21 protein-coding genes are annotated in these 25,566 nt (G+C 70.8%); 18 read left to right on the top strand and 3 right to left on the bottom strand.

The features are described 5' to 3' along the window. The first annotated feature begins 8 nt into the window (after positions 1 to 8). Together lysA and Asi02nite_RS26230 are read left to right on the top strand one after the other, a co-directional pair. Positions 9 to 1,394 carry a diaminopimelate decarboxylase gene (lysA, locus tag Asi02nite_RS26235; RefSeq protein WP_203716574.1) on the top strand — a complete coding sequence of 462 codons (1,386 nt, stop codon included), beginning with the start codon at positions 9 to 11 and terminating at the stop codon, positions 1,392 to 1,394. After that, a complete protein-coding gene (locus tag Asi02nite_RS26230; protein WP_239127104.1) occupies positions 1,391 to 2,689 on the top strand; it encodes a homoserine dehydrogenase in 1,299 nt (432 codons plus the stop codon). The genes lysA and Asi02nite_RS26230 overlap by 4 nt, the downstream gene beginning before the upstream one ends. Here Asi02nite_RS26230 and Asi02nite_RS26225 read toward each other — a convergent pair. Next, positions 2,686 to 3,174: a tetratricopeptide repeat protein gene (locus Asi02nite_RS26225; RefSeq protein ID WP_203716573.1), complete on the bottom strand. Its 489-nt coding sequence runs from the start codon at positions 3,172 to 3,174 to the stop codon at positions 2,686 to 2,688. The two genes, Asi02nite_RS26230 and Asi02nite_RS26225, sit on opposite strands and share 4 nt — an antisense overlap. Positions 3,175 to 3,287: 113 nt before the next feature. Between Asi02nite_RS26225 and Asi02nite_RS26220 the strand changes: the two genes are divergently transcribed. The 5 genes from Asi02nite_RS26220 to Asi02nite_RS26200 all read left to right on the top strand — a co-directional run bounded on the left by Asi02nite_RS26220 (position 3,288) and on the right by Asi02nite_RS26200 (position 9,948). Further along, positions 3,288 to 4,274 (top strand): ArsR/SmtB family transcription factor, encoded by a 987-nt coding sequence (locus Asi02nite_RS26220; RefSeq protein ID WP_203716572.1) that lies wholly within the window; start codon positions 3,288 to 3,290, stop codon positions 4,272 to 4,274. A gap of 262 nt (positions 4,275 to 4,536) precedes the next feature. Then, positions 4,537 to 8,193, top strand: coding sequence for a helicase HerA domain-containing protein (locus Asi02nite_RS26215; RefSeq protein WP_203716571.1), 3,657 nt, complete (start codon positions 4,537 to 4,539; stop codon positions 8,191 to 8,193). An 89-nt stretch (positions 8,194 to 8,282) separates the two neighbouring features. Then, positions 8,283 to 8,714, top strand: a complete 432-nt coding sequence (locus Asi02nite_RS26210) for a hypothetical protein (RefSeq protein WP_203716570.1) — start codon at positions 8,283 to 8,285, stop codon at positions 8,712 to 8,714. Between the two features lie 7 nt (positions 8,715 to 8,721). Beyond that, positions 8,722 to 9,240 (top strand): DUF4760 domain-containing protein, encoded by a 519-nt coding sequence (locus Asi02nite_RS26205; protein WP_203716569.1) that lies wholly within the window; start codon positions 8,722 to 8,724, stop codon positions 9,238 to 9,240. A 78-nt stretch (positions 9,241 to 9,318) separates the two neighbouring features. Next, positions 9,319 to 9,948, top strand: coding sequence for an SCO2207 family protein (locus tag Asi02nite_RS26200; RefSeq protein ID WP_203716568.1), 630 nt, complete (start codon positions 9,319 to 9,321; stop codon positions 9,946 to 9,948). 49 nt (positions 9,949 to 9,997) lie between these two features. Here Asi02nite_RS26200 and Asi02nite_RS26195 read toward each other — a convergent pair whose 3' ends face one another. Continuing rightward, a complete protein-coding gene (locus Asi02nite_RS26195) occupies positions 9,998 to 10,468 on the bottom strand; it encodes a hypothetical protein (protein ID WP_203716567.1) in 471 nt (156 codons plus the stop codon). Positions 10,469 to 10,642: 174 nt separating this feature from the next. On the opposite strand from Asi02nite_RS26195, the gene thrC reads away from it, so the two are divergent. The 9 genes from thrC (at position 10,643) to Asi02nite_RS26150 (ending at position 23,046) form a co-directional block, all read left to right on the top strand. Continuing rightward, entirely contained in the window at positions 10,643 to 11,692 is a 1,050-nt protein-coding gene (gene thrC, locus Asi02nite_RS26190) for a threonine synthase (protein WP_203716595.1), read from the top strand. A gap of 61 nt (positions 11,693 to 11,753) precedes the next feature. Beyond that, positions 11,754 to 15,038, top strand: a complete 3,285-nt coding sequence (locus Asi02nite_RS26185) for an efflux RND transporter permease subunit (protein WP_203716566.1) — start codon at positions 11,754 to 11,756, stop codon at positions 15,036 to 15,038. A gap of 32 nt (positions 15,039 to 15,070) precedes the next feature. After that, the gene (locus Asi02nite_RS26180) at positions 15,071 to 16,297 is read left to right on the top strand and encodes an MFS transporter (protein WP_203716565.1); all 1,227 of its coding nucleotides are present in this window, start codon (positions 15,071 to 15,073) and stop codon (positions 16,295 to 16,297) included. A 31-nt stretch (positions 16,298 to 16,328) separates the two neighbouring features. Further along, positions 16,329 to 17,177: an SPFH domain-containing protein gene (locus Asi02nite_RS26175; RefSeq protein ID WP_203716564.1), complete on the top strand. Its 849-nt coding sequence runs from the start codon at positions 16,329 to 16,331 to the stop codon at positions 17,175 to 17,177. Between the two features lie 5 nt (positions 17,178 to 17,182). Next, positions 17,183 to 17,365: a type II toxin-antitoxin system antitoxin gene (locus Asi02nite_RS26170; protein ID WP_203716563.1), complete on the top strand. Its 183-nt coding sequence runs from the start codon at positions 17,183 to 17,185 to the stop codon at positions 17,363 to 17,365. Positions 17,366 to 17,396: 31 nt separating this feature from the next. Then, on the top strand, positions 17,397 to 18,341 hold the full coding sequence (gene thrB, locus Asi02nite_RS26165; protein ID WP_203716562.1) for a homoserine kinase: 945 nt from the start codon (positions 17,397 to 17,399) through the stop codon (positions 18,339 to 18,341). A 238-nt stretch (positions 18,342 to 18,579) separates the two neighbouring features. Further along, the gene (gene rho, locus Asi02nite_RS26160; RefSeq protein ID WP_203716561.1) at positions 18,580 to 20,655 is read left to right on the top strand and encodes a transcription termination factor Rho; all 2,076 of its coding nucleotides are present in this window, start codon (positions 18,580 to 18,582) and stop codon (positions 20,653 to 20,655) included. Positions 20,656 to 20,891: 236 nt separating this feature from the next. Next, positions 20,892 to 22,256, top strand: a complete 1,365-nt coding sequence (locus tag Asi02nite_RS26155) for a nitric oxide synthase oxygenase (RefSeq protein ID WP_203716560.1) — start codon at positions 20,892 to 20,894, stop codon at positions 22,254 to 22,256. Positions 22,257 to 22,329: 73 nt separating this feature from the next. Beyond that, entirely contained in the window at positions 22,330 to 23,046 is a 717-nt protein-coding gene (locus Asi02nite_RS26150; RefSeq protein ID WP_203716559.1) for an HAD family hydrolase, read from the top strand. Positions 23,047 to 23,056: 10 nt separating this feature from the next. On the opposite strand, the gene Asi02nite_RS26145 is transcribed toward Asi02nite_RS26150, so the two are convergent. Then, complete coding sequence (locus tag Asi02nite_RS26145; RefSeq protein ID WP_239127103.1) at positions 23,057 to 23,965, bottom strand: phosphatase domain-containing protein; 909 nt, start codon at positions 23,963 to 23,965, stop codon at positions 23,057 to 23,059. 152 nt (positions 23,966 to 24,117) lie between these two features. Here Asi02nite_RS26145 and rpmE point away from each other — a divergent pair, with 152 nt between their 5' ends. Together rpmE and prfA are read left to right on the top strand one after the other, a co-directional pair. Continuing rightward, positions 24,118 to 24,339: a 50S ribosomal protein L31 gene (gene rpmE / locus Asi02nite_RS26140; RefSeq protein WP_203716558.1), complete on the top strand. Its 222-nt coding sequence runs from the start codon at positions 24,118 to 24,120 to the stop codon at positions 24,337 to 24,339. A 90-nt stretch (positions 24,340 to 24,429) separates the two neighbouring features. Further along, complete coding sequence (gene prfA, locus Asi02nite_RS26135; protein WP_203716557.1) at positions 24,430 to 25,518, top strand: peptide chain release factor 1; 1,089 nt, start codon at positions 24,430 to 24,432, stop codon at positions 25,516 to 25,518. Positions 25,519 to 25,566: the final 48 nt, after the last annotated feature.

The raw sequence follows: 25,566 nt of genomic DNA, 5'->3' as shown, positions 1-25,566 counted from the left end.
CAAGGAACATGAGGGCGCACGAAGCTGGCGCGCTGCACGGGGAGCTCGGCAATCGGGGGCCCGCCTGGTTGCGTACCCCTGATGACGTCAATGCGTTGGTGCCACAGCTCTGGCCGAGCGGTGTGACGCGCGACGAGGCCGGCGGGCTCACCGTCAGCGGGCTCACGGTCAAGGACATCCAACAGGAGTACGGCACGCCCGCGTACGTGCTCGACGAGGACGACCTGCGGGCCCGGGCCCGGGCGTTCAAGGCCGCGTTCGCCGGGCACGACGTCTACTACGCGGGCAAGGCGTTCCTCTGCCGCGCCGTCGTGCGTGCGATCGAGGAGGAAGGGCTCTCGCTCGACGTCTGCACCGGCGGCGAGCTGGCCACCGCGCTGTCGGCCGGCATGCCGGCACCGCGGATCGCCTTCCACGGCAACAACAAGTCGCGGGTCGAGCTGGAGCGGGCGGTCGACGCGGGCGTCGGCCGGATCGTGGTCGACTCGTTCGACGAGATCGACCGGCTGACCGCGATCGCCCGCTCGAAAGGCGTCAGGCAACCCGTTCTGGTACGCGTGACCGTCGGCGTCGAGGCGCACACCCACGAGTTCATCGCGACCGCCCACGAGGACCAGAAGTTCGGCTTCTCGGTCGGTGGCGGAGCGGCGTTCAAGGCGGTCGCCAAGATCCTCGACGACGACGTGCTGGACCTGCGCGGCCTGCACTCGCACATCGGCTCCCAGATCTTCGACGCGAGCGGCTTCGAGGTCGCGGCGCGGCGCGTGCTCGCCCTGCAGGCACAGGTCCGCGACGCGCGCGGGATCGAGCTGCCCGAGATCGACCTCGGTGGTGGCTTCGGCATCGCGTACACGACGCAGGACGACCCGGCCTCGCCCGCGGACCTGGCCGAGCGGATGCTCAAGATCGTCGACGACGAGTGTGCGGTTCTGGATCTTGCTGTGCCGAAGCTCTCCGTCGAGCCCGGCCGGGCCATCGTCGGTCCGGCGATGTTCACGCTGTACGAGGTCGGCACCGTCAAGGACGTCGACGGCCTGCGCACCTACGTCAGCGTCGACGGCGGGATGAGCGACAACATCCGGACAGCGTTGTACGGCGCGTCCTACTCGGCGACGGTGGCGGGCCGGGAGTCCGGCGCCGACCCGATCCTTGCCCGGGTGGTGGGAAAACATTGTGAGTCCGGGGACATCGTTGTTAAGGATGAATTCCTGCCCGCCGACGTGCAGCCCGGAGATCTTCTCGCAGTGCCCGGCACCGGTGCCTACTGCCGGAGCATGGCCAGCAACTACAACCACGTGCCACGGCCGCCGGTGGTCGCCGTCCGCGGTGGCGAGGCACGGGTGATCGTCCGGCGGGAGACCGAAGCCGACCTCCTCGCATTGGATGTGGGATGAGTAGAAGCGTGCGCCTGGCTCTGCTGGGTTGCGGCACCGTGGGCACCGAGGTCGTCCGCCTCCTGCACGAGCAGGCGGCCGACCTGACCGCGCGGGTCGGCGCGCCGCTGGAGATCGTCGGCATCGCCGTCCGGCGACCCGGCCGCGACCGGGGCGACCTGCCGGTCGATCCCGGCCTGTTCACCACCGACGCGCTGGGCCTGGTCAAGCGCGAGGACGTCGACGTGGTGGTCGAGGTCGTGGGCGGCATCGAGCCGGCCCGCACGTGGCTGGTCGAGGCGCTGCGGGCCGGCAAGAGCGTGGTCACCGCCAACAAGGCGCTGCTCGCCGAGGACGGTGGCACGCTGCACGACGCGGCCACCGAGGGCGGCGCGGACCTCTACTACGAGGCTTCCGTGGCGGGCGCGATCCCGCTGCTGCGGCCGCTGCGCGAGTCGCTGCAGGGCGACACCGTGACCCGGGTCACCGGCATCGTCAACGGCACCACCAACTTCATCCTCTCGGCCATGGACGCGACCGGCGCCGGCTTCGAGGAGGCGCTGGAGGAGGCGACGGCGCTCGGGTACGCGGAGGCCGACCCGACCGCCGACGTCGAGGGCTTCGACGCCGCGGCCAAGGCGTCGATCCTGGCGTCGCTCGCGTTCCACACCCGGGTCGGGGCGGCCGACGTCTACCGCGAGGGCATCACCGCGGTGTCCGCCCGGGACGTCGCGAGCGCCAAGCAGATGGGCTGCACGATCAAGCTGCTCTGCATCGCCACCCGGGCGCTCGACCAGGACGGCAAGGCGTCGGTCAGTGTCCGGGTCCACCCGGCGATGATCCCGACCAGCCACCCGCTGGCCAGCGTCGGCGACGCGTTCAACGCGGTGTTCGTCGAGGCCGAGGCGGCCGGCCAGCTCATGTTCTACGGCCGGGGCGCGGGCGGCGCGCCGACGGCCAGCGCGGTGCTCGGCGACATCGTCGCCGTGGCCCGCAACCGCCTCGCCGGCACCCGGGCGGCGAGCGAGTCCAACTACGCCGACCTGCCGATCCGCCCGATGGGCGAGGCGGTCACCCGCTACCACGTGAGCCTCGACGTGGCGGACCGCGCCGGCGTGCTGGCCACCGTGGCCGGGATCTTCGCCAAGCACGACGTCTCGATCGCCACGGTCCGCCAGTCGGGCCGCGGCGACGACGCCGTGCTGGTGATCGTCACCCACGGCGCCCCCGACGCGGCCCTGGCGGCGACCGTCGAGGAGCTGCGCGGCCTGGAGTTCGTCCGGGCCATCGCCAGCGTCCTGCGGGTCGAGTTCTAGCCCTCCACCAACAGCCGGGCGTAGTTCGCCATCGATCGCTGGTAGCGCGGCAGGTGCGGGGCGAGCGCCGCGACGGCCACCGAGACGGCCTCCCGCTCGCGCCCGACGTCGGTCAGCGCGAGCGCGAGGGTCGCGGCGATCGCGTCGTCGAGCTCGTCGCTGCCGGCGGCCCGCTCGGCCGTCAGCAGCTCCACGCTCTCCTGCGCCCGCCCGATGTTCCGCAGGGAGCTGGACATCTGGATGACCGCGCGGCGCCGCCGGATGCCGGTCAGCCCGATCTCGAGCGCCCGCCGGTAGAGCGGAACGGCGCGGTCGGAGTGTCCGGTGGAGTCCCAGGCGCAGGCCCGCTCGAACAGCGCTTCGGGGCTGTCGGCGGGCAGCTCGTCCGCGAGCCCGCCGATCAGCCGCACGAACGCGTCCGGCTCGTGGCTGTCCAGCTCGGCCCAGGCCGCGGCCACCCGGCGCTCCCAGTCGGCGGTGGTCATCTCTGCTGTCTCCGTCCCTCGATCGTCACAACGGGCCCCATCCTGGGCGGCCTGGCTAAACTGCCACCAGTGATTCGGCGGTCGCCGAATCTTCTAGCTCACGGGAGCGCGGCATGCCGGTCACCCTGCGGTTCACCGCCGCCGACCTGCTGCGCTGCCGCTTCGCGATCTCGCCGGCGTTCGAGACGATCTCGGCGATCCGGCTGACGTCGGCGGAGGAGGCACCGGGCCAGCACGCACGTTGGCTGACCGGCGTCGCGGACCGGGTCGCCCGCCTGGACCTGCGGCCGATCACGCTGCTGCAGCCGCGGCGGGGTTACACGCCCGACTTCCTGGCGCCACCACCGATCGGCCCGCTGGCGACGATCGACGACGACCTGGCCCGGATCGCGGCGACGCCGCCCGACCGGGTCGCGGCGGAGATCGGCCGCTCGCTCGGCGAGCGCCCCGGCGCGGCCGACACGGAGGTGGGCAGGCGCCTGCTCGGCGACCCGGTCGAGGTGCTGGCCCGGCTGACCGACCTGATCCGCACCGTGTGGCGGGAACTCGTCGAGCCGGTCTGGCCGCGGGTACGCGCCCTGCTCGACGCGGACGTCAGCTTCCAGACGAGACGCCTCGCGGAGGGCGGCCTGGACCGCCTCTTCGCGGAACTGCACCCGACGCTGCGCTGGCACGACAACACCCTGACCCGCACGCGCGGGGACGCGGAACACCGCGACCTCGCGGGCGCGGGCCTGCTGCTGATGCCGAGCGCGTTCAAATGGGACCAGGTGGTGGTGGTCCTCGACGAACCATGGCAGCCGACGGTCATCTACCCGGCCCGCGGCACGGGCGGCCTGTGGCAGGAGCCGCGCGGCACGACGGACGTGGCTTTGGGCCGCCTGATCGGCCGCACGCGGGCGGCGCTGCTGATCGGCCTGACGGACCCGGCCACGACCACGACGCTGGCCCACCGCCACGCCCTGTCGCCGGCAACGGTCTCGGAACACCTGACGGTGCTGCGCGAGGCAGGCTTCGTCACCAGCGAACGCCACCGCCACGAGATCCGCTACCGCCGCTCACCCCTGGGCACCGCGGTGATGGACCGAATGCTCGATTAGCCGGGCGACAGCCACGCGGTGGAATGGCGGCAACACGCAAGGTGACCGCACTCAGATGAACGGCGTACCTCATACGGTGCAAGCTGGATTTGCCCGATGGTGATGATGCCGGCGCCTCCCTATAGTCATACCTATTAGCCCGAATGACCCGCTTATGAGTACCTGACATGCCGAATTGCGACACACCCGTAACCTCGCTAATCCGACCCGGTTAGGCAGGAGTGGTTGACCCGACAGGAGATCTACGAAAAGGATCCGCACAATGGCGGAAGTCAGCGCGAACATTGCCCCGACGTCACGCGCGGACGTCCTTCGTCTCGCCGCGGTCCAATTGTCTTATACGCCGAATCTGAGCACTGTCAGAGGTTCGCATTGGGCGCCTGACGAGCCGTTGCTCGACTGGGCCGCCCCACTGGCGTCGAAGGGCGGCCATGCGATCGCCGACCTGCATCTGGACGGAAGCCTCAGCGATGCCACCGGGCGAGCGATCGACAAGGCGCGGGACCGCGCGATCGAGAATCTCCGCCTGAAACTGAAGCAGATCCTCGACTTCCTCGTCGCCGAGCGCGTGGACGTGGCGGTATTTCCCGAGTATCTGGTGCCGGTCGATCTCGTCGAGATCCTGGTTGGTTACCGCGAGAAACTCGCGTTGTTCGCCGGTATCGGCGAACTCCGCGACGACGCCGATCTGGAGACCTTGAGCAGTTTGGGGTTCGGCGGTTCGGCGGCCGTGCGAAACAACTGCGCCGTCTACGTGGACGCCAAACAGCTCCACCTCGTGACCAAGAAGTTCGGGGCCGAGGGCGAGCATCTAACTCCGGGCACGGGAATCGACGAGGTCAAGCTGACCGCTCACGACCGTCAATATGTCGTGGGTCTGGCGATATGCATGGACTACCTCAAGGCCGGGTACGCGTGGCGGGACAACGGCGGTACGCCACAGCTCGCTCTCGTCGCGGCCATGACGAACCCGGTCGCCGACTTCTACGCCAAGAACCGTGATTTCGTCACCGTCATCGCCAACCGCGCGGACGCGGGTGGCAGTGCGATCGTGGTGCCCCGGATGGGTGGCCTGGACTTCATCGACGACAAGGGGACGCAACCCCTTCCCCCGGCGGAAGGCGTGGTGATAGCCGACTGCACGGGCTACGCGGCCTCGCCGAGCTCGACCACGCCGACGCACAACCGCATCGTCCACCGATCGGCCATGCTCTACGGCGCGCCGGGTCGCGACCGTGCGGAGCTGAGCGCCTCGTCGATCGCGGAAGAGCTGTCCGGTTGGGAGCTCCCGCTCCAGAAGGACGTGGTGGGTGCCTATCTGAGCGCCGCGCAGCGCTATGTCGCCGATACGAAAGGCGTCAACGAGCTGTTGCGCACCGCAGTCGACGCGTTGCACGTCCGTTATCGCAACTTCCGCGACGCGGAGGGCCTGCGGCTCCTCAAGACGCACCTCCGGCTGAGCCAGGTCGAGTCGGAGAGCGAGCAGCGCTACCGGGTGCTGGGCGCGTTGCTGGACATCTGGCAACCGGCGCTGAGTCGGCAGGACTCGCCCCTGGGTCTGGGCGGCCACATCGACGCCCTGCGGAAGCTCCGCGGCAGGCTCGAGCCCGACGTGCGCCCCGAGCTGCGGGCCACCGTCCAGGGCACGCACGTCGACAGCAACGGGGCGATGCCGGGGCTCGGCTCGACGTTCTTCAAACGGCGGCTGATCCCGCGCAACGGGGTCGACCCGCTGGCCGGGTTCGCACAGCAGTTGAACGTCCTGCGTGGACTGTCGTTGAGCCACGACGAGTCGGTGCGCCTGATCTACCGGTTGAGCACGACCGAGCGAACCGGCGGGGGACTCGTGCCGACGCTGGACGCACTGGCGATCACCGAGTCCGACGACCTCGGCCACCAGATGGACCTGGCGGACGGGCTCGGGGCCCAACTGGAGGTGGCGCTGCAGGCCGGTTGGCGGCTGTCACCCACGTCGGCGGAGCCGACGTCCAACCTGCCCTACGGCTACGAGCTCCGCCCGCACAACGACGTCACGCCGTTCAGTGCCGAGGACTGGAGCCACGTGGTCAGCTACCTGCAACTGCAGCGCGGGCCGATGAGCCTCCAGCTCACCTGCCATCGCGTGCTTGCCAAGGATCCCCAACGTGAGCCGAGCCACGAGGACGTGGGGCTGCGGTCCTTCCTGTCGGAGACGGATCGGCGGGCCGCCGCCTTCCTGCGGCGGGCCGCGGCCGAGGATCGCGCCGCGAAAGCGAACCTGGAAGTCGCGATCCTGGTATCCGCCGCGACTGAACTCGGTCCGCACGTGCTGGGTTCGATCGGCAACGCGATCTTCGGCGCCGAGCCGTTCGACGTGGTGCCGGCGGACGGCGCCCACCCCGCCGGCGACGGCCCCGCCCAGACCGGACTCCGCCCCGCGGAAGCCCTTCGTCTTTTCCATCCGCCGTTCGAGTTGCTGCGCCGCGAGGACGATCTGGCCGTCGAGACCGCGCCGCTGGACGGGCTGGCCGAGGTCAACCTGCCGGCGCACGGCGTGTATCTGGGGACATCACCGACCACTGTGGATCGTGCACAGGGCGGCCTGGACATCAGACTGCCCACCGAGGCACGGCTGCGGCATCTGCACATCATGGGGCAGACCGGCGCGGGCAAGACCAACCTGCTGAAGCTGATGGCCCGGGAGGACCTGCGACAGAAACGCGGCATAGCGGTAATAGATCCACACGGTGATCTCGTCGATTTTCTGCTGGGCCATGTCGCGGACCGCGAGAATGTCGTTTTGCTGGATTTCGAGAACGAATCGCATCTGCCGGTACTCAACCCGCTCGACCTGGACGTCAAGGCGGGCGACGACCGTATTCTCGCCATGGAGCGTTTCATCCAGCTGCTGATAAAGCAGTCACCGTACGAGTCGTACGGGTCGCGGTTCGAGGATCTCATGCGGCTCACGCTTGAGTCGATCAACGATGAAAGCTATCCTCTCAAGGAACCAACGATCCTCGATATTGTCCGTATCCTTCGTAACGATAAGAGTCGACGATGGATAAGCCACTCCCTGGCCGACGTCGCGCTCAAGGACCGCTGGTTGAACTTCGACGGACTCAGCCGCGCGGACATCTCACAGGTGCTCACCCGCGCGCTGTCCAAGTTCAGCGAGATCTCCCACGAAGGCGTGCTGGGCCACGTGCTCGCGGGTGGTCCGTCGTCCGTCTCCATCGACCAGGTCGTCCATGGCGGCGGCGTGCTTCTGGTCAAGATCCCGGAATACGCGCTGAGCCGGTCGGCGGCCGCGCTCCTCGGCAACTTCATCCAGGAGCGCATTCTCGCCGCGGTCTACCGGCGGCACGCGGCGGGTGGCGAGCCGCAACCCTTCTATCTCTATGTCGACGAGTTCCAGTTCTTCGCCGAATGCGGCTTCGAAACGATGATCGCGGAGGGCCGGAAATTCGGCCTCGGCCTGGTCCTCGCCAACCAGAGCCTGCATCAGTTGACCGACTCCCGATTCACGAAGAGCGAATCGAAACAGCTTTACGAGGCGGTGATGAGCAACGTGGCCAACCGCGTGGTGTTCAGCGCTTCGCCGAGTGACGCGAAATTGCTCAGCAAAGAAATGGGAGTCGACCCGAAATGGCTGCGGAACCCGGGGCGCTACCACGCGGTGGCCCAGGTGCTCCTCGGCGAACGGAGCACCACGCTGAGCCTCGGCATGCCACCCGCCAGCCCCGACAAGGGCTTTCCCGGCGCACGCCGGCTGATCGAGACCAGCATGATCGACGAGAAGATGTGGCTGAGTCGCGACGAGGTGCGGCAGGCGCGCATCAGCCGTGACAGGCGCATCCGGATCGCGTCCGGCGACTTCTTCCCGCCGACGGAGAGCGACCCGGAGTTTCCCGACGACCCATATCAGACAAACCGGTAGGAAACGACACGGCATGCCATGATTCGAGTTGACGAAGCCGCCGACGGGGCGGGCACGAACCGCGACGGGGCCGGAAGAAGGGGGTCGCGATGACCACGCCGAACACGCCGGAGGAACGGACCATCGTCGACGACCTGGCCCAGGTGCACGCGGCGTTACGCGTGCACTCGCACTTCTTCGAGCAGCACGGCCTGGCCGACCTGACCGACGACGAACGCCTGTCGGTCCGCGAGGATCTGGAGTTCATCATCGGACGGTTGATCGTGCAGAACTGCGACGACACCCAACTCGAGAAACTCGAGCAGGAGGTACGCAGCAACGGCACGATGGCGGCCCTGAGGTGGCTCTACTCCGCGACTCCCCACACCTTCCGCGACGCCGTGCACACAGGCCTCTTCCAGCTCGTCGACAGGCTTCGGAACCGCTACCGCCAGCCGGTCGCGCGGGCGCACAGACCCGTGCTGGCCGGGGAGCGTGGTGGTGAGAGCGTCCTGTCCAGACGCGAGCACAGCGCGCGGTGACGGCGCCATGAGCTCCGCGTCGATCTACGTGGCGGTGCTGTCGCCGGTCGTCAGCCTCTGCGTCGCCGTCTGGGGCTTTCGCCGCACGACCAGGGCCGACCGGCTGAAGATGTTCCTGGACCTGCAGGAGCGCTACCTCGCCTCGTCCGCCCGCGCCGGCCGCCGGGTCATGCACCAGTGCCTGCCGGGCCTGACGGAGGAGACGTTCGACCAGCTCACCGAGGAGCAGCGCCGCGATCTCCATCATGCCTTGGCGGTCATGGAGACCATCGCCATCGCGTGGGAGGCCGGCCATGTCGAACAGTCGATCATCTTGAACGCGATGGGCCGGTCGTTCTCGTCCGCGATGCACAAGAGCCGGTCCTACATCGACTATCAGGCGGGCCTGCGTGGCTTCCGGCCCTACCCGCGGGCCAGCCGACTGGCCGGCGAGCTGCACCGCGCGATCGAAGCCGGTGCGTCCACCCCGAGGACGCCTCGCCAGGTTCGTCCCCTGACGAGAGTTAAGGAACATTTAGGAATGTAAACCAATCCACCGCCGCGCTTTCGAACGTATGCATTGGTGCTGTGACTGGGCAGTCCCGATGGTTTCGAGGAGCGGTGTATGTACAGGACAAGCAGGACGACCGGCCGGGGGCGGAAGGTTGTTCTCGGTGGCGCGGCGGTGGCTCTGGTCGCGGCGGCGTTCGCCGTCTGGACCGGGCTCGGGAACGCTGGCGAGAGCTGCGCCGGGCTGGATACCGCTCTGCGTAACAACCTGAACTTCATCGCCGCCCAGCGGGCCGCTCCCGATGCCCAGTCCGAAGCGCGGATCGCCAACCGGCAGGCCGTCGTCGATCTCATCCAGCAGCGCCGCGGCACCGCCGGTTGCACCGCGAACGTCGTCGCCGATCCGGTCGCGCCGGCGCCCGCCCAACCCGCCGAACCCGCTCCGGCCACGACCGCACCGGCCGCCAAGCCGCCCACGGGCGACCAGCCGGAAAACGGTGAGGTCGTCTGCAACGGCTCGACCGTGACGTTCTTCAACGAGGCCGCCGCGCCCGGGGCCTCGAGTGGGACCTTTCCCGTCGGCACGCGGTTGCGCGTCACCAACCTCGACAACAACCGCAGCACCACCGTCGAGGTGACCGGGCCGTCGGGTAGCTGCGTGCTGCTGAACAACGCCGCCTACGAGCAGGTTCGCGAACCCGGCAAGAACCTGATCCGGCGCGCCGTGATCGAGCGGGTGGGCTGAAGGAAGAGCGGCTGTGACCGTCGAAGCCGACGGTCACAGCCGCCGAACCTCACGCGCAGGCGGCGTTGAGTTCCGCCACGGCCGCTTCGAGCTTCTTCTTGCTCGGCTTGGCGTTCGCCGACTTGTTGTACTCGTCGCTCAACGCCATCATCTCCTTCTGCACCTTCTCGGCCGCGGCGCCGACCGGGCCGCTCGCGCCGATCGAGTGCGAGATGACCACCGCCGACGCGGCCGCCCACTGGGCGCTGACCGCGATGTGACCCGCCGGCGGGCCGATCTTCTCGGTCTCGACGAGCGTCTTCGCGTTCTCCGCGATGTCCTTCTTGATGTCCGCGCACGCCTGCACCGTCGCCGCGTCGGTGGTCGGGGCCGCACTCGTGGGCGCCGCGCTGGTGACCGCCGGAGTCGGCGCGCCGGTGGCCTGCGCCGGGCCTTCCGATGTGGACGCCTGCTCGCAACCCGACACCGCGATCACCACCGCGACAGCGAACCCGGTCAGGACGAAACGATTCCGATGCATGTGTTGCCTCCCCGTGAGCGTCGTACCCGGGGCCGCACGCTATCAGTCACGGTCGAACATGTGGATCAATAAATGCGACCGCCGTCCCGAGCGGTGGAACCCGCGATCCGGGTTATGGAGATCACTTAGCGTGTGCCTACGCTGGCGGTGACCGATTTCAGCGAGGAGAACGCCATGTGGCGGGGACTGATCGACGCTTATCGTGACCGGCTGCCGGTGACCGAGGCAACCCCGGTGGTCACGCTCTACGAGGGCAACACTCCGCTGCTGCCCGCGCCCGTGCTCTCCTCCCGTACCGGCGCCGAGGTCTTCCTGAAGGTCGAGGGGGCCAACCCGACCGGTTCGTTCAAGGATCGCGGCATGACGGTCGCCGTCTCCAAGGCGGTCGAGGCCGGCAACAAGGCGATCATCTGCGCCTCCACGGGCAACACCAGCGCCTCCGCCGCCGCGTACGCCGCGCGGGCCGGGCTGACCTGCGCGGTGCTCGTGCCCCAGGGCAAGATCGCGCTGGGCAAGCTCGCCCAGGCGCTGGTGCACGGTGCGAAGCTGCTCCAGGTCGCCGGCAACTTCGACGACTGCCTAGGGCTCGCCTCCAAGCTGGCCGTCGAATACCCCGTCGCACTGGTCAACTCCGTCAACATCGACCGCCTGCACGGCCAGAAGACGGCGGCGTTCGAGATCGTGGGCGCGCTCGGCGACGCCCCGGACATCCACTGCCTCCCCGTGGGCAACGCCGGCAACATCGCCGCCTACTGGATGGGCTACCAGGAGGACGCCGCGGCGGGAAGGGCCACCCGTACGCCCAGGATGTTCGGTTTCCAGGCCTCCGGAGCCGCACCGATCGTGACCGGCAGCGTGGTCCGCGAGCCGTCGACGATCGCGACCGCGATCCGCATCGGCAACCCCGCGAGCTGGACCAAGGCCGTCGACGCCCGCGACCAGTCGGGCGGGCGGATCGACGCCGTGACCGACCGCGAGATCCTCGCCGCCTACCGGATCCTGGCCCGCGAGGTCGGCGTCTTCGTCGAGCTCGGCAGCGCGGCCAGCGTCGCCGGCCTGCTGCAGAGCGCCGAGGCGGGCCTGATCCCGCGCGGCGCGACCGTGGTCTGCACGGTCACCGGCCACGGGCTCAAGGACCCGGAGTGGGCGATCTCGACGGCGCCCGCACCCACCACGATCCGCAACGACGTGCTCGTCGCCGCGCGGGCGCTGGACCTCGCATAGCCGCTCAGGACCTCGCACCCCGCGCGGAAGGGTGACAACCGGCTACGCCAAAATCTTCCGCATGTCGCTACTCGCCCGGCTCAGTCTTGCCAACCGGGGTCTCGTCGCGCTGATCGCGGTGGTCATCACCCTGTTCGGCGTTTTCACCCTGCCCCAGCTCAAGCAGCAGCTCCTGCCTTCGCTGGAGTTCCCGGGCGCGTTCATCGTCGCCGCCTACCCGGGCGCGTCGCCGGACGTCGTCGAGCAGCAGGTCACCGAACCCCTGGAAAACAGCATCCAGGGCATCGAGGGCCTTTCGAAGGTCAACTCGACGAGCCGTGAGGGTTCGGCGACGGTCCAGGTCGAGTACGAGTTCGGCACCGACCTGGACAGCGCCGTCAACCAGATGCAGACGGCGATCAACCGCATCCGGCCGCAGCTGCCCGACAACGTCGACCCGACGGTGTTCGCCGGCAGCACCGACGACCTGCCGGTCCTGGTGATCGCGGCCAGCATCAAGGACGACGAGCGGGCGCTCGCCGACCGGCTGCGCACCCAGGTCGTACCCGAGCTGGAAGGGGTCGACGGCGTCCGCACCGTCAACGTCTCCGGCGCGCGCGAGCAGATCGTCAAGATCACGCCGAACCCGGCGAAGATGGCGGCGGCCAAGGTGAGCCCTGCGGCGATCCCGACCGCGCTGCAGACCAACGGCGTGACCATCCCGGCCGGCACGATCAGCGACCAGGGCAAGACCTACGCGGTGCAGACCGGCGGCGCGATCGACTCGATCGACGACCTCAAGGCGATCTACCTGCCCGCGGGCCCCGGCGGCAAGGCGACCAAGCTGGGCGACGTCACCGACGTGGTCGAGGACCTGGCGCCCGCGACCTCCTTCACCCGCACCAACGGCACCGCGAGCCTGGGCATCGAGATCTTCGGCTCGCCGGACGGCAACGCGGTGCAGACCTCCCACGAGGTGCGCGACAAGCTCGCCGACCTGGGCGCCGCGGCCAACTCCGACCTCACCGTCGTCTTCGACCAGGCGCCGTTCGTCGAGAAGTCGATCGACAGCCTGACCACCGAGGGCCTGCTCGGCCTCGTGATGGCCGTGATCGTGATCCTCGTCTTCCTGCTCTCGGTGCGCTCGACGCTGGTCACCGCTGTGTCGATCCCGCTCTCGGTGCTGGTCGCGCTGATCGTGCTCTACCTGGGCGACTACTCGCTCAACCTGCTCACCCTCGGCGCGTTGACCATCGCGGTCGGCCGGGTCGTCGACGACTCGATCGTCGTGCTGGAAAACATCAAACGACATCTCGGGTACGGCGAGAGCAAGCGCACCGCGATCCTCACCGGTGTCCGCGAGGTCGCCGGCGCCGTGACCGCCTCGACGCTGACCACGGTCGCGGTGTTCGCGCCGATCGCCCTGGTCGGTGGCTTCGTCGGCCAGCTCTTCGCGCCGTTCGCGATCACCGTGACCGTCGCCCTGCTGGCCTCGCTGCTGGTCTCGCTGACCGTGGTCCCGGTGCTGGCCTACTGGTTCCTGCGTCCGGCCGGCACCGGCGCCGACGAGCAGCGGGTCCGCGCCGAGGCCGAGGCCAAGGAGCTGCGCAGCCCCCTGCAGAAGGCGTACCTGCCGGTCATCCGGTTCGCCACCGTCAAGCGGTGGACCACCGTCGCCATCGGGCTCGTGGTGCTGTTCGGCACGTTCTTCCTCGGCACCCGGCTGGAGACCAACTTCCTCGACGACAGCGGCGGCAACAGCCTGGCGATGCAGCAGGAGCTCGCGCCCGGCAGCGGCCTCGCGCAGACCGACGCGGCCGCCAAGGAGGTCGAGGCGATCCTCGCCCGCACCGACGGCGTCGAGTCCTACCAGGTCAGCGCCGGCGGCTCCGGCCTGCCGTGGGAGGGCGCCGCCGGCGGCCGCAGCGCCAACTACTCGCTGACCCTGCGCGAGGGCGTCGAGTCCAAGGACGTCGAGGCGAAGCTGCGCGACGAGGTCGGCAAGCTCTCCAACGCCGGCGAGTTCACCTTCGGCGGTGGCGGCGGTGCGCAGGCCGACCAGCTCGCGATCGTCGTCCGCGCGGCCGACCAGGCCACCCTGGCGTCCGCCGCCGAGCAGGTGCGGGCCGCGCTGGCCGACACCGCCGGCGTCGTCGACGTGCAGAGCGGGCTGTCGGAGAGCTCGACGCGCTTCGACATCACGCTCAACCGGGACGCGGCGGCCGCGTACGGCATGACCGACGCCTCGATCGGCCAACTCGTCGCGGCCACCATGCGCGGCGCACCGGCCGGGCAGATCACCGTCGACGGTCAGCGCGTCGACGTGGTCGTGCAGGGCGGCACCCCGCCGGCGACGGTCGAGGAGCTGCGCGCGCTGCCGGTGGGCCCGGTCCGCTGGAACGGCCGGCCGGTCACCCTCGGCTCGGTGGCGACCGTCGAGAGCGCCCAGGGTCCCCTGGAGATCAATCGGATCGACGGCGACCGCAGCGTCACCGTCACGGGCACGGCGACCGGCTCCAACCTGGGCAAGACGACGGCCGACCTGACCAAGCGCCTCGACGCGCTGACCCTGCCGGGCGGCGCGACCTGGGAGGTCGGCGGCGTCAGCGCCGACCAGGCCGACGCGTTCGCCGACCTGCTGATGGCGGTCCTCGCGGCGATCGCCATCGTCTTCGTGATCATGGTGGCGACGTTCCGCAGCCTGGTGCAGCCGCTGATCCTGCTGGTCTCGGTGCCGTTCGCGGCGACCGGTGCGATCGGCCTGCTGCTGGTCACCGGCACCCCGATGGGCGTGCCGGCGCTGATCGGCATGCTGATGCTGGTCGGCATCGTGGTCACCAACGCCATCGTGCTGATGGACCTGATCAACCAGTACCGCGACCAGGGCATGAGCGTGAAGGACGCGGTGGTCGAGGGCGGCCGGCGCCGCCTGCGGCCGATCCTGATGACCGCGGTGGCGACGATCTTCGCGCTGCTGCCGATGGCGCTCGGCCTGACCGGCGAGGGCGGCTTCATCTCGCAGCCGCTCGCGGTGGTCGTGATCGGCGGCCTGATCAGCTCGACGCTGCTCACGCTGGTGCTCGTGCCGACGCTCTACACGATGGTCGAGGGCACCAAGGAGCGCATCCGGCTCCGCCGGGCGGCGAAGACCGCGGCCGCCGCCGAGCCCGAGCCGAGCAGCAGCAACGGGCACAAGACCTTCGACGACGTGGCGCCCAACCAGGTCGCGACGCCGGCCGGGTCGCCGCTGCAGCGCACCGCCGACCCGGACCCGAGCCGCCCGTCGGCCGCGCTGATCGAGGGCACCGACCAGTTCGAGGTGCTGCGCCTGCCCCGCAACCGGCCGCGACCGCCCAGCGAGGACTGAGCCGAGCGGAGGAGCGGGGGTAACTTCTCGGAGTGCCCCCGCTCCTTTCTCTTCTGGTCCGCAACCCGGACTTCCGCCGGCTGTTCGTGGCGGAGCTCGTCGTCTTCGGCTCCGACTGGTTCGTCATGGTGCCGTTGCTGGTGCTGCTGCCCGAGCTGACCGGCAGTGGCACCTGGGGCGCCTTCGTGCTCGCCGCCGACACCGGGATCACCGCCCTGGTGCTGCCGTACGCGGGCACGATCGCGGACCGCCTCGACCGGCGTCGCGTGATGATCACCGCCAACGTGGCCTGCCTGGGCGTGCTGCTGCTCCTGCTGCTCGTGCGCGGCCCCGGCACCGCCTGGCTGGCGATCGCGGTCGTCGGCGGCATGGCCGTGGCCAAGGGCTTCTACTCGCCGGCCGCCTCCGCCGCACTGCCCAATGTGGTCCGTCCCGAGGACCTGGGGCTCGCCACCACGCTCGCCGGCTCGGCCTGGGGCACGATGGCCGTCCTCGGCGCCTCGCTCGGCGGCATCCTGTCCGCGACGCTGAGCCCGTACGCCTGCTTCTGGATCGCGGCCGTCGCCGTGGCGGGCGCCGCGGTGCTGGCCACCCGGATCCGCGGGCCGCTGCAGGCGCCGCGGGACGCCGACGAGCCGGCGGCGCAGGCGTTCGCCGCGATCGGCGAGGCGCTGCGTTACATCGCCCGCCGCCCGACGGTGCTGGCGCTGGTCACCGTGAAGTCCGCGGTCGGCCTGGGCAACGGCGTGCTGACGGTGTTCCCGTTGCTCGCCGCCGTCTACGGGGCCGGGCCGGTGGGTGCCGGGCTGCTGTTCGCGCTGCGCGGGCTGGGCGCGGTGGTCGGCCCGTTCGCGCTGCGCCCGGTGCTGACCCGGCGGGCCCTGCTGCTGCCGGGGCTGGCGCTGTCGATGTCGGCGTACGGGCTCGCGTACCTCGGCGTCTCGGTCCTGACCTGGTTCCCGCTCGTGCTCGTGCTGGTCTTCCTGGCCCACTTCGCGGCCGGCAGCAACTGGACGATGTCCAACTACGCGCTGCAGACCGAGGTGCCGGACCGGCTCCGCGGCCGGGTCTTCGCCACCGACCTGATGGTGGCGACGCTGGCGGTCTCGCTGAGCCAACTCGCCGTGGCGACGGTGGTCGACACCCTCGACGAGCGGGTCATCCTGGCCGGTTGCGGCGCGGTGACGCTGGTGTACGCGGTGGGTTGGTGGCTGGCCACCCGACGGCTGTCGCTGACGAGCGCTCCTGCGGTATCGTAGTGATATCACTTTGATACTGGGGAGGGTCACCATGGAGAAACGCGCCTTCCGGCTACCCGGATTCCTTGCTCTGCTGGTGCTGCTGGTGCTGGCGGCCGTCGCCGTGGTGATCGGTGTCGTGACACCCGGCCCGGCGACCATCACCCTGGCCGGCGTGCTCGGGTTCGTCGTGCTGGTCGCCGCGACAGGGTTCGTCGTGGTCAACCCCAACGACGCGCAGGTCGTGCAGTTCTTCGGCCGCTACGTCGGGTCGGTCCGGGAGGCGGGGTTCCACTGGACCTGGCCGCTGACCGACCGGCGCCGGATCACGTTGCGGGTGCGCAACTTCGAGACGCAGAAGCTCAAGGTCTCTGACGCCGACGGCAACCCCGTCGAGATCGGCGCCGTGGTCGTCTGGCGCGTCGTCGACTCCGCGAACGCCGCGTTCGGCGTGGACGACTACGTGCGCTACGTCGCGGTGCAGGCCGAGGCCGCGGTACGGCACATGGCCACCACCTATCCCTACGAGGCGCACCAGCCCGGCGCGACCAGCCTGCGGGACAGCACCGTGGTCAGCGAGCAGCTCACCGCGGAGCTGGCCGAGCGGTTCGCGCTGGCCGGCGTCGAGGTGCTCGAGTCGCGGGTGACCCACCTGGCGTACGCGCCGGAGATCGCGCAGGCCATGCTGGCGCGCCAGCAGGCGTCCGCCATCGTCTCGGCGCGTTACAAGATCGTGGAGGGCGCGGTCGGCATGGTGTCCGGCGCGCTGGAGCAGCTCAGCGCGCAGCACGTGGTCGAGCTCGACGAGGAGCGCAAGGCGCAGATGGTGGCCAACCTGCTGGTGGTGCTCTGCGGCGACCGGGCCGTGGCGCCGGTGGTCAACGCGGGCACGCTCTACTGACCGGGATGACCGAGCGCAAGAAGCTGCTGCTGCGGCTCGATCCCACGGTCTACGACGCGCTGGCCCGGTGGGCGGCCGACGACCTGCGCAGCGTCAACGCGCAGATCGAGTACGCGCTGCGCCAGGCGCTGCGCGCGGCCGGCCGCCCGGTCCGCGCGCCGACGGACTCCGACGACCGGTCTTCGTAAATCTGTCGGTGCCGCGTTCTAGAGTGCGGGCATGGGTGTGACCTTCGTCGACGGCGCCGTGCGGGTGCGGGTGCCGGCGACCAGCGCCAACCTCGGTCCTGGCTTCGACGCGCTCGGGCTGGCCCTCGGCCTGCACGACGACGTCGCCGCCTGGGTCACCGACCGCGGTTGGCACGTCGACGTCGCGGGCGAGGGCGCCGGCGAGCTGCCGACCGGCGCCGACCACCTGGTGGCGCGTGCGATGACCGCGACGTTCGAGCGACTGGGCGGCGCGCCGCGCGGCGTCGCGATCGAGTGCGTCAACCGCATCCCGCAGGCGCGCGGGCTGGGCTCGTCGTCGGCGGCCATCGTGGCGGGCGTCCAACTCGCCCGCGCGCTGGTCCGCGACGGCACCGCGCTGCTCGACGACGCGGGGGCGCTGGCGCTGGCGGCCGAGTTGGAAGGGCATCCCGACAACGTCGCGCCCTGCCTGCTCGGCGGGTTCGTCATCGCCTGGGCCGACGCGGGTTTCCGGGCCGTGCGGCTCGCACCCGACGAGCGGGTCCGGGCGACCGTTTTCATCCCGTCGCAGCGCGGTCTGACGGCGCAGGCGCGGGCGGCGCTGCCGGCGACGGTGCCGCACCACGACGCGGCGTTCGGCGCGGGCCGGGCGGCGCTGCTCGTGCACGCGCTGACCGCCGAGCCCGACCTGCTGTTCCCGGCGACCGAGGACAGGCTGCACCAGGGCTATCGGGCGCCGGGGATGCCGGCGACCGCGGCGCTCGTCGATGAGTTGCGCGGGCGGGGAGTGGCGGCGGTGGTCAGCGGCGCCGGGCCGACCGTCCTGGCGCTCACCAGCGGCCCGATCGATCCGCCTGACCTGGGAATAGATTGGCGCGTGGTCGAGTTGGCGATAGACGTAGCCGGCGCCAGGATTGGTTCAGGTAGACTCGGACACGCCGAGCGGGCCCCTGTTGCCGCAGGTCGGAAGAGTTGATTACGCTCTAGACCTAGCACAGCCGCGAAGCATTCGATCTGCGGGGCGGCGCATCCCCGAAGCTATCGACGGTAAATCCGTCAATTTCCTGCCTCGGCTTACGCCGCACCACATGCCACCGCGATGAGTTGGCGTGCTAACCCCGTAACGCGTCGAGCGAGGCGGGTGCACCGAGGCCGCCCGGCCACCTGATCTACCCAAACCCGGGCAGCTCCGGCCTATCGAGGGAAGGAATCCATTGAGCGACACCACCGACGTGACGTCGGATGTCACCAACGTCGCTGACGACGCCACGACCACCGGCACCCGACGCCGGCGCGGCAGCGGGCTGTCCGCGATGCTCCTGCCGGAGCTGCAGAGCCTGGCCGCGTCCCTCGGCATCTCCGGCACCGCCCGGATGCGTAAGGGCGAGCTGATCACCGCGATCTCCGAGCGCCAGAACGGCGGCGCCGCCGCCGCTTCCGGCACCCCGCGGCCGCGGGCGGAGTCCGAGACCCCGGCGCCCGAGACGGCCCCGGCCGGCGGCCGCGCGGCCAAGTCCGCTCCGGCAGCGCAGTCGGCTCCGGCCGGTGCCACGGCCGCCCAGTCGGCTCCGGCCGGTGCCACGGCCGCCCAGTCGGCCGGCGGCTCCGCCGTGGCGACCATCGAGGCGCCTGCCGCCACCGTCGCCGCCGAGGCCGGCCCGCGCACGCGGCGCAGCCGCTCGTCGGCCACCGCTTCCGCGACCGTCGAGCCGCGGGTGGAGGAGCGGGAGGACCGCGACGACCGTGACTCGCGGGGCGACCGTGACTCGCGGGGCGAGCGGGACAACCGTGACCGCGGCGACCGCCACGAGCGCGAGGAGCGGTCCAGCCGCAACGACCGCGGCGACCGCAACGAGCGCGGTGACCGTGGTGAGCGCGCCGACCGTGGTGACCGCAACGAGCGCGGCCAGCGTGACAGCCGCCGCGGCGACGGCCACGGTGACGGCCGGCGCGACGGCCAGTCCGACAGCCAGCGCGACGGCGGGCGTGACCGCGACCGCGACCGCGATCTCGACGGGGACGACGACGGTGAGGGCGGCGGCCGGCGGAGCCGGCGCAGCCGGTTCCGTGACCGCCGGCGTGGCCGCGGCGACCGGGCCGAGGGCGGCGAGGGCCGTGAGGGCGGCCGTGAGGCCCGCGACCCGCAGGTCAGCGACGACGACGTGCTCGTGCCCGTCGCCGGCATCGTCGACGTGCTCGACAACTACGCGTTCGTCCGCACCACGGGCTACCTGTCCGGCCCCAACGACGTCTACGTCTCCATGTCGCAGGTCAAGAAATACGGCCTGCGCCGGGGCGACGCCGTCACGGGCGCCGTGCGCCAGGCCCGCGAAGGCGAGCAGCGGCGCGACAAGTACAACCCGCTGGTCCGGCTCGACACGGTCAACGGCATGGACCCGGAGGAGGCCAAGCGCCGCCCCGAGTTCTACAAGCTGACCCCGCTCTACCCGCAGGACCGCCTGCGGCTGGAGACCGAGCCGCACATCCTGACCACCCGGGTCATCGACCTGATCATGCCGATCGGCAAGGGGCAGCGCGCGCTGATCGTGTCGCCGCCCAAGGCCGGCAAGACGATGATCCAGCAGGCGATCGCGAACGCGATCACCCGCAACCACCCTGAGGTGCACCTCATGGTCGTGCTCATCGACGAGCGCCCCGAAGAGGTCACCGACATGCAGCGCTCGGTCAAGGGCGAGGTCATCTCGTCCACGTTCGACCGGCCGCCGCAGGACCACACCACGGTCGCCGAGCTCGCCATCGAGCGGGCCAAGCGGCTGGTGGAGCTCGGCCACGACGTGGTCGTGCTGCTCGACTCGATCACCCGCCTCGGCCGCGCCTACAACCTGGCGGCCCCGGCGAGCGGCCGGATCCTCTCCGGCGGCATCGACTCGACGGCGCTGTACCCGCCGAAGCGCTTCCTCGGCGCGGCCCGCAACATCGAAAACGGCGGGTCGCTGACCATCATCGCCAACGCGCTGGTGGAGACCGGTTCCATGATGGACACGGTCATCTTCGAGGAGTTCAAGGGCACGGGCAACGCCGAGCTCAAGCTGGACCGGAAGATCGCCGACAAGCGGGTGTTCCCCGCGATCGACATCCACCCGTCCAGCACGCGCAAGGAGGAGATCCTGCTCGCGCCGGAGGAGCTGGCGATCACGCACAAGCTCCGCAAGGTGCTGCACTCGCTCGAGTCCCAGGCGGCGATCGACCTGCTGCTCGACCGGCTCAAGCAGTCCCGCACCAACATCGAGTTCCTGCGCACGATCGCCAAGTCGACACCGGGAGAGTGAACCCGGTCGCGACCGCGACATCCGGAACCGGCCCTACCTTCGCAGGTAGGGCCGGTTTCATGTTTTCGCAGGCCCGCAGGTGTCCCGTGTGTGCACCACCCGATCGCACAAGCTGTCCGATCGAGGCATGACCCCAGGTGAAACTCTGCTCACACTGCGCTCCGGGAGCTGCCCCCCGACTGCGGCGGCATCACCGTGCGCTCGTGTTGGACGACGTCATCAATCTGGGAGGCGCGATGACGACACCTGGTTACCGTGATACGCCCCCCGAGTCGTGGGATCCCGAGGCGCCGGTCGACTTCGCCGAGGCGGAGGAGTTCCTCCGCATGTGCTACGGCGACAACCGCAAGCTCGGCTCGGTGAAACCGCGGCTGGCGGTGGTCCGGGCGCAGATCGCCGCCACCGGCACCTACGTGCACACGCCGGACGAGCTGGCGTACGGGGCGCGGGTCGCCTGGCGCAACTCCAGCCGCTGCATCGGCCGGCTCTACTGGCGCAGCCTGGTGGTCCTCGACCGGCGCCGGGCGCGTACACCTGAGGAGATCTTCGCTCTGGTCGTGCGCCACCTGTGCATGGCCGGCGGCACCGCGGCGGCCAACCGCGAGCCCGGCGCCATCCGGCCGGTGATCTCGGTGTTCCCGCAGGCCCAGCCCGGGCGGCCGTACGCGCGGATCTGGAACGAGCAGCTCATCCGCTACGCCGGCTACCGCGACGTGAACGGTGGCGTGACCGGCGACCCCAAGGCGGTCCGGTTCACGGAGTCGATGCGCGACCTGGGCTGGCGCGGCAAGGGCGACGCGTTCGACGTGCTGCCGGTGGCGATCGAGACGCCGGCGCACGGGGTGCGGCTGTTCGAGCTGCCCGAGCGGGCGGTGCTGGAGGTGCCGCTGGCCCATCCGGACTACGGCTGGTTCGCCGAGCTGGGCCTGCGCTGGCACGCGGTGCCGGCGATCTCCAACATGCGGCTGACGATCGGCGGGGTGCACTACCCGCTGGCGCCGTTCAACGGGTGGTACATGGGCACCGAGATCGGCGCCCGCAACCTGGCCGACCCCGACCGCTACAACATGATCCCAGTGGTCGCCCGGATGCTGGGCCTCGACACCTCGAAGCCCAACACGCTCTGGCGCGACCGGGCGCTGGTCGAGCTCAACCGCGCGGTGCTCTGGTCGTTCGAGCGGGCGGGCGTGAAGATCACCGACCACCACACGGAGTCGGACCGCTTCCTGGCCCACATCCGCAACGAGACGAAGTCGGGGCGCGAGGTGCCGGCCGACTGGAGCTGGATCGTCCCCCCGATGTCGGGCGGCGCGACCGGGGTGTTCCACCGCTACTACCACGAGGCCGACGAGCGGCCCAACTTCTATCTGGACGCCGACGCGCGCGCCCTGGGCGTGCACGGGCACCGGGCACAGCTCGCCACCGAGCCCACGGAGCAGGCGGCGGCCCGACCGGCGGCCACACCGGAGGCGCCGGCGCGCGTGGTGCCGCTCCAGGAACGCCGCGCGCCGGCCGTGCCGGCCCAACCGCCGTCACCCGCCGACCCGTCCCGCGTGGTCCCGTCGCCCACGTTGCGCCCAGCCTGCCCGGTGCGCCACTAGGTCCGATCCCGCAGACGCCGGGCGGCTGCGCGGTGGGGCAGACGGGGGACGGCGGCTCCGTCATGATCGGCGCATGCCTCTGCCGATTGATGTCGACGCCGTGGTGTTCGACTGCGACGGTCTTCTCGTCGACACCGAGCCCGGTTGGACCCGGGCCGAGACGGCGATCTTCGCCGAGCACGGCTTCTCCTTCGGCGTCGCGGAGAAGGAGATCGTCATCGGGCGCACGCTCGACGCGGCCGGTACGGCGATGGCCGACTACTTCGGGCGGCCCGGCGAGGGGCCGCGGCTGGCCGCCCGGCTGCGCGACCTGGTGGCCGGCGAGCTCGCGGCCGGGGCGCCGGCGCTGCCCGGCGCCCGGGCCCTGGTGGAAGCGCTGCGCGGCCGGGTGCCGATCGCGGTCGCCAGCAACAGCCCGCGGTCCTTCGTCGCCGCCGCGCTGGCCTCGGCCGGTTTGACGGACCTGTTCGCGCACGTGCTGGGAGCCGAGGACGTCGGCAACCCGAAACCCGCCCCCGACCTCTACCTGGCCGCCTGCGCCACGCTGGGCGCCGGCCCCGCCCGGAGCGTCGCGTTCGAGGACTCCCGCACCGGTGTGGGCTCCGCCCGCGCGGCGGGGTTGCACGTCGTCGGTGTCCCGTCGCTGCCCGGCCCGCCGCTCGATGTCGACTCGCTGTTCACCACGCTCGCCGACCCGGCCCTGGCGGCGTGGGCACGCGCCGCGCGACCAACCGCGGGTCTGGTGTCTGGCGGGAGCGACGGTCGCGCCCACCGCGGACCCGAGTCCTGATCCCGTTCTGTCAGAAATCGCCTTCGGCGACCTGGAAGACGGTCAGGCCGAGGTCGCGCCACATCTTCACGACGTGCTGGCGGTCGTCGAAGACGCCGACGACCCGGTAGTCCGCGGCGATCTCGCGCTGGAAGATGTCGCGTTTGACCACCGCGTCGCGGCGGGAGTCGCCGTAGCCGCGCATGTGCAGCGCCAGGTACGGGACCCCGACGTGGGACGCGAGCCAGGCCTCCGTGTCGGCGCGGGCGCTCTCCTCGCGGCCCGTGCAGTAGATCACCGCGTACCCCGCCGCGTGCATGGCGCGGACCGCGGCGATCACCGCCGGGTTCGGCTCGTCCTCGATGACGCGTTCCAGGTCGAGGTGGTGGCGGTCGCCCAGCAGCGCCACCGTGCCGTCGATGTCGACGAGGACCACCTCCGGCGCGGACGGCGGCGGCACGTACAGGTCCGTCGACGGCGCGGTCGAGACGACCGGCACCGGCAGGGGGAGCGAACGCCCCGCCAGGTAGCGCCGGTGCATCGACCGGATCGCCGCCTCGCCGACCCGGTCCTCCTTCGGCCGCGTGGCGTCCCGGCGGACGCACTCGTCGACCGGTACGTCGGTGAAGTCGCGGACCTCGAGCACGGCGCCGTGCCGGGAGGCCATGAACGCCCAGTCGCGCATCACCCGGGGGATCAGGTTGGTGTCGTCGACACAGACGTCGACCCCGGCCTCGAGCAGGTTGCCGACCAGCGTGAACGAGGCGATCGAAACCTCGCGTTCGGCGCGATCGGTCAGCAACGGCTCACCGTGCAGCATCCGGCGCAACTCGTCGCGGTTGACCCGGACCACCCAGGGCTGCAGGCCGCGGGCGTAGGTGGTCTTGCCGGACGCGGGCAGCCCGCGGGTGACGATCAACCTGGGCACGCGGGACGGCATGGGTTCAATCATGACCGACGGGAATGCACACCCCGGGGGCCGCGTTTCACCCGGCGGACCACTGCATGGCAGACTGGTCAATCGGCCAAGGTTCCGGTTCACGTCCGTTCGGTGGACGACCCGGCGACCATCGACGAAAGGACCGAGGCGGCATGAAGCCCGAAATCCACCCGCAGTACGTGTCGACGCAGGTCACCTGTTCCTGCGGCAACACGTTCACCACCCGCAGCACGGCGAAGAACGGTCAGATCCACGTCGAGACCTGCAGCGCCTGCCACCCGTTCTACACCGGCAAGCAGCGCGTTCTCGACACCGCCGGCCGCGTGGCCAAGTTCCAGCAGAAGTACGCCAAGGTTCAGGCCAAGAAGAAGTAGCTACGCCGACGGCGCCCCCCTCGCGGTCCTGCGGGGGCGGGCGCCGTTTCGTGTCGGCACGAGCCTGGGACCAACAGAGGGGTACGGACGATGAGCGTGGATCGACTCGCGGGGTTGCTCGACGAGTACGGGGAGCTGGAGAAGCGGCTCGCCGACCCGGCGATCCACGCCGACCAGAACACGGCCCGCCGGGTCGGCCGGCGGTTCGCCGAGCTGGCTCCGATCCGGAAGGCCAACGACGAGCTCGAGCAGGCCCGCGCCGACCTCACCGCCGCGCGCGAGCTGGCCGCCGAGGACCCGTCGTTCGCCGCCGAGGCCGAGTCGCTCGCGGCCGCCCTGCCGGCGCTCGAGGAGCGGCTCGCCGAGCTGCTGATGCCGCGCGACCCGCACGACGCCAAGGACGTGATCCTGGAGATCAAGGCGGGCGAGGGCGGCGAGGAGTCGGCCCTGTTCGCCGGCGACCTGCTGCGGATGTACACCCGCTACGCCGAGCGGCACGGCTGGGTCACCGAGGTGATCGACGCGCAGGACTCCGACCTCGGCGGCGTCAAGGACGTCTCGCTCGCGGTCAAGACGCGCGGGGTGCCGGACGGCGGCAACGGCGTGTGGTCGCGGCTCAAGTGGGAAGGCGGCGTCCACCGCGTCCAGCGGGTGCCGGTCACCGAGTCGCAGGGCCGGATCCACACCTCGGCGGCCGGCGTGCTGGTGCTGCCCGAGGCCGAGGACGTCGACGTGTCGATCGACCCGGGCGACATCCGGGTCGACGTGTTCCGCTCGTCCGGGCCGGGCGGGCAGTCGGTCAACACCACGGACTCGGCGGTACGCATCACGCACCTGCCCACCGGCATCGTGGTGAGCTGCCAGAACGAGAAGAGCCAGCTCCAGAACCGCGAGCAGGCGATGCGGATCCTGCGGGCCCGGCTGCTGGCCGCCGCGCAGGAGGAGGCCGACGCGGCCGCGTCCGACGCCCGCAAGGCGCAGGTACGCACGGTCGACCGCTCCGAGCGGATCCGCACCTACAACTTCCCGCAGAACCGGATCAGCGACCACCGCATCGGCTACACGGCCTACAACCTGGACCTGGCGCTGGCCGGCGAGTTGGACGGTGTGCTGGACGCGCTGACGGAGGCGGACCGCGCGGCGCGGCTGGCGGGCGAGACGGAGCTGTCCCGCCACTGACCGTGGCGTTCCGGCTTTGACCGGGCGTTGCGGCCCTGTCCGCGGTTC

The organism is Asanoa siamensis, assembly GCF_016862555.1.
Taxonomy (GTDB): domain Bacteria; phylum Actinomycetota; class Actinomycetes; order Mycobacteriales; family Micromonosporaceae; genus Asanoa; species Asanoa siamensis.
Note: the sequence above shows the minus strand (reverse complement) of the source record. Positions and strands in the feature narration are given on the sequence as shown.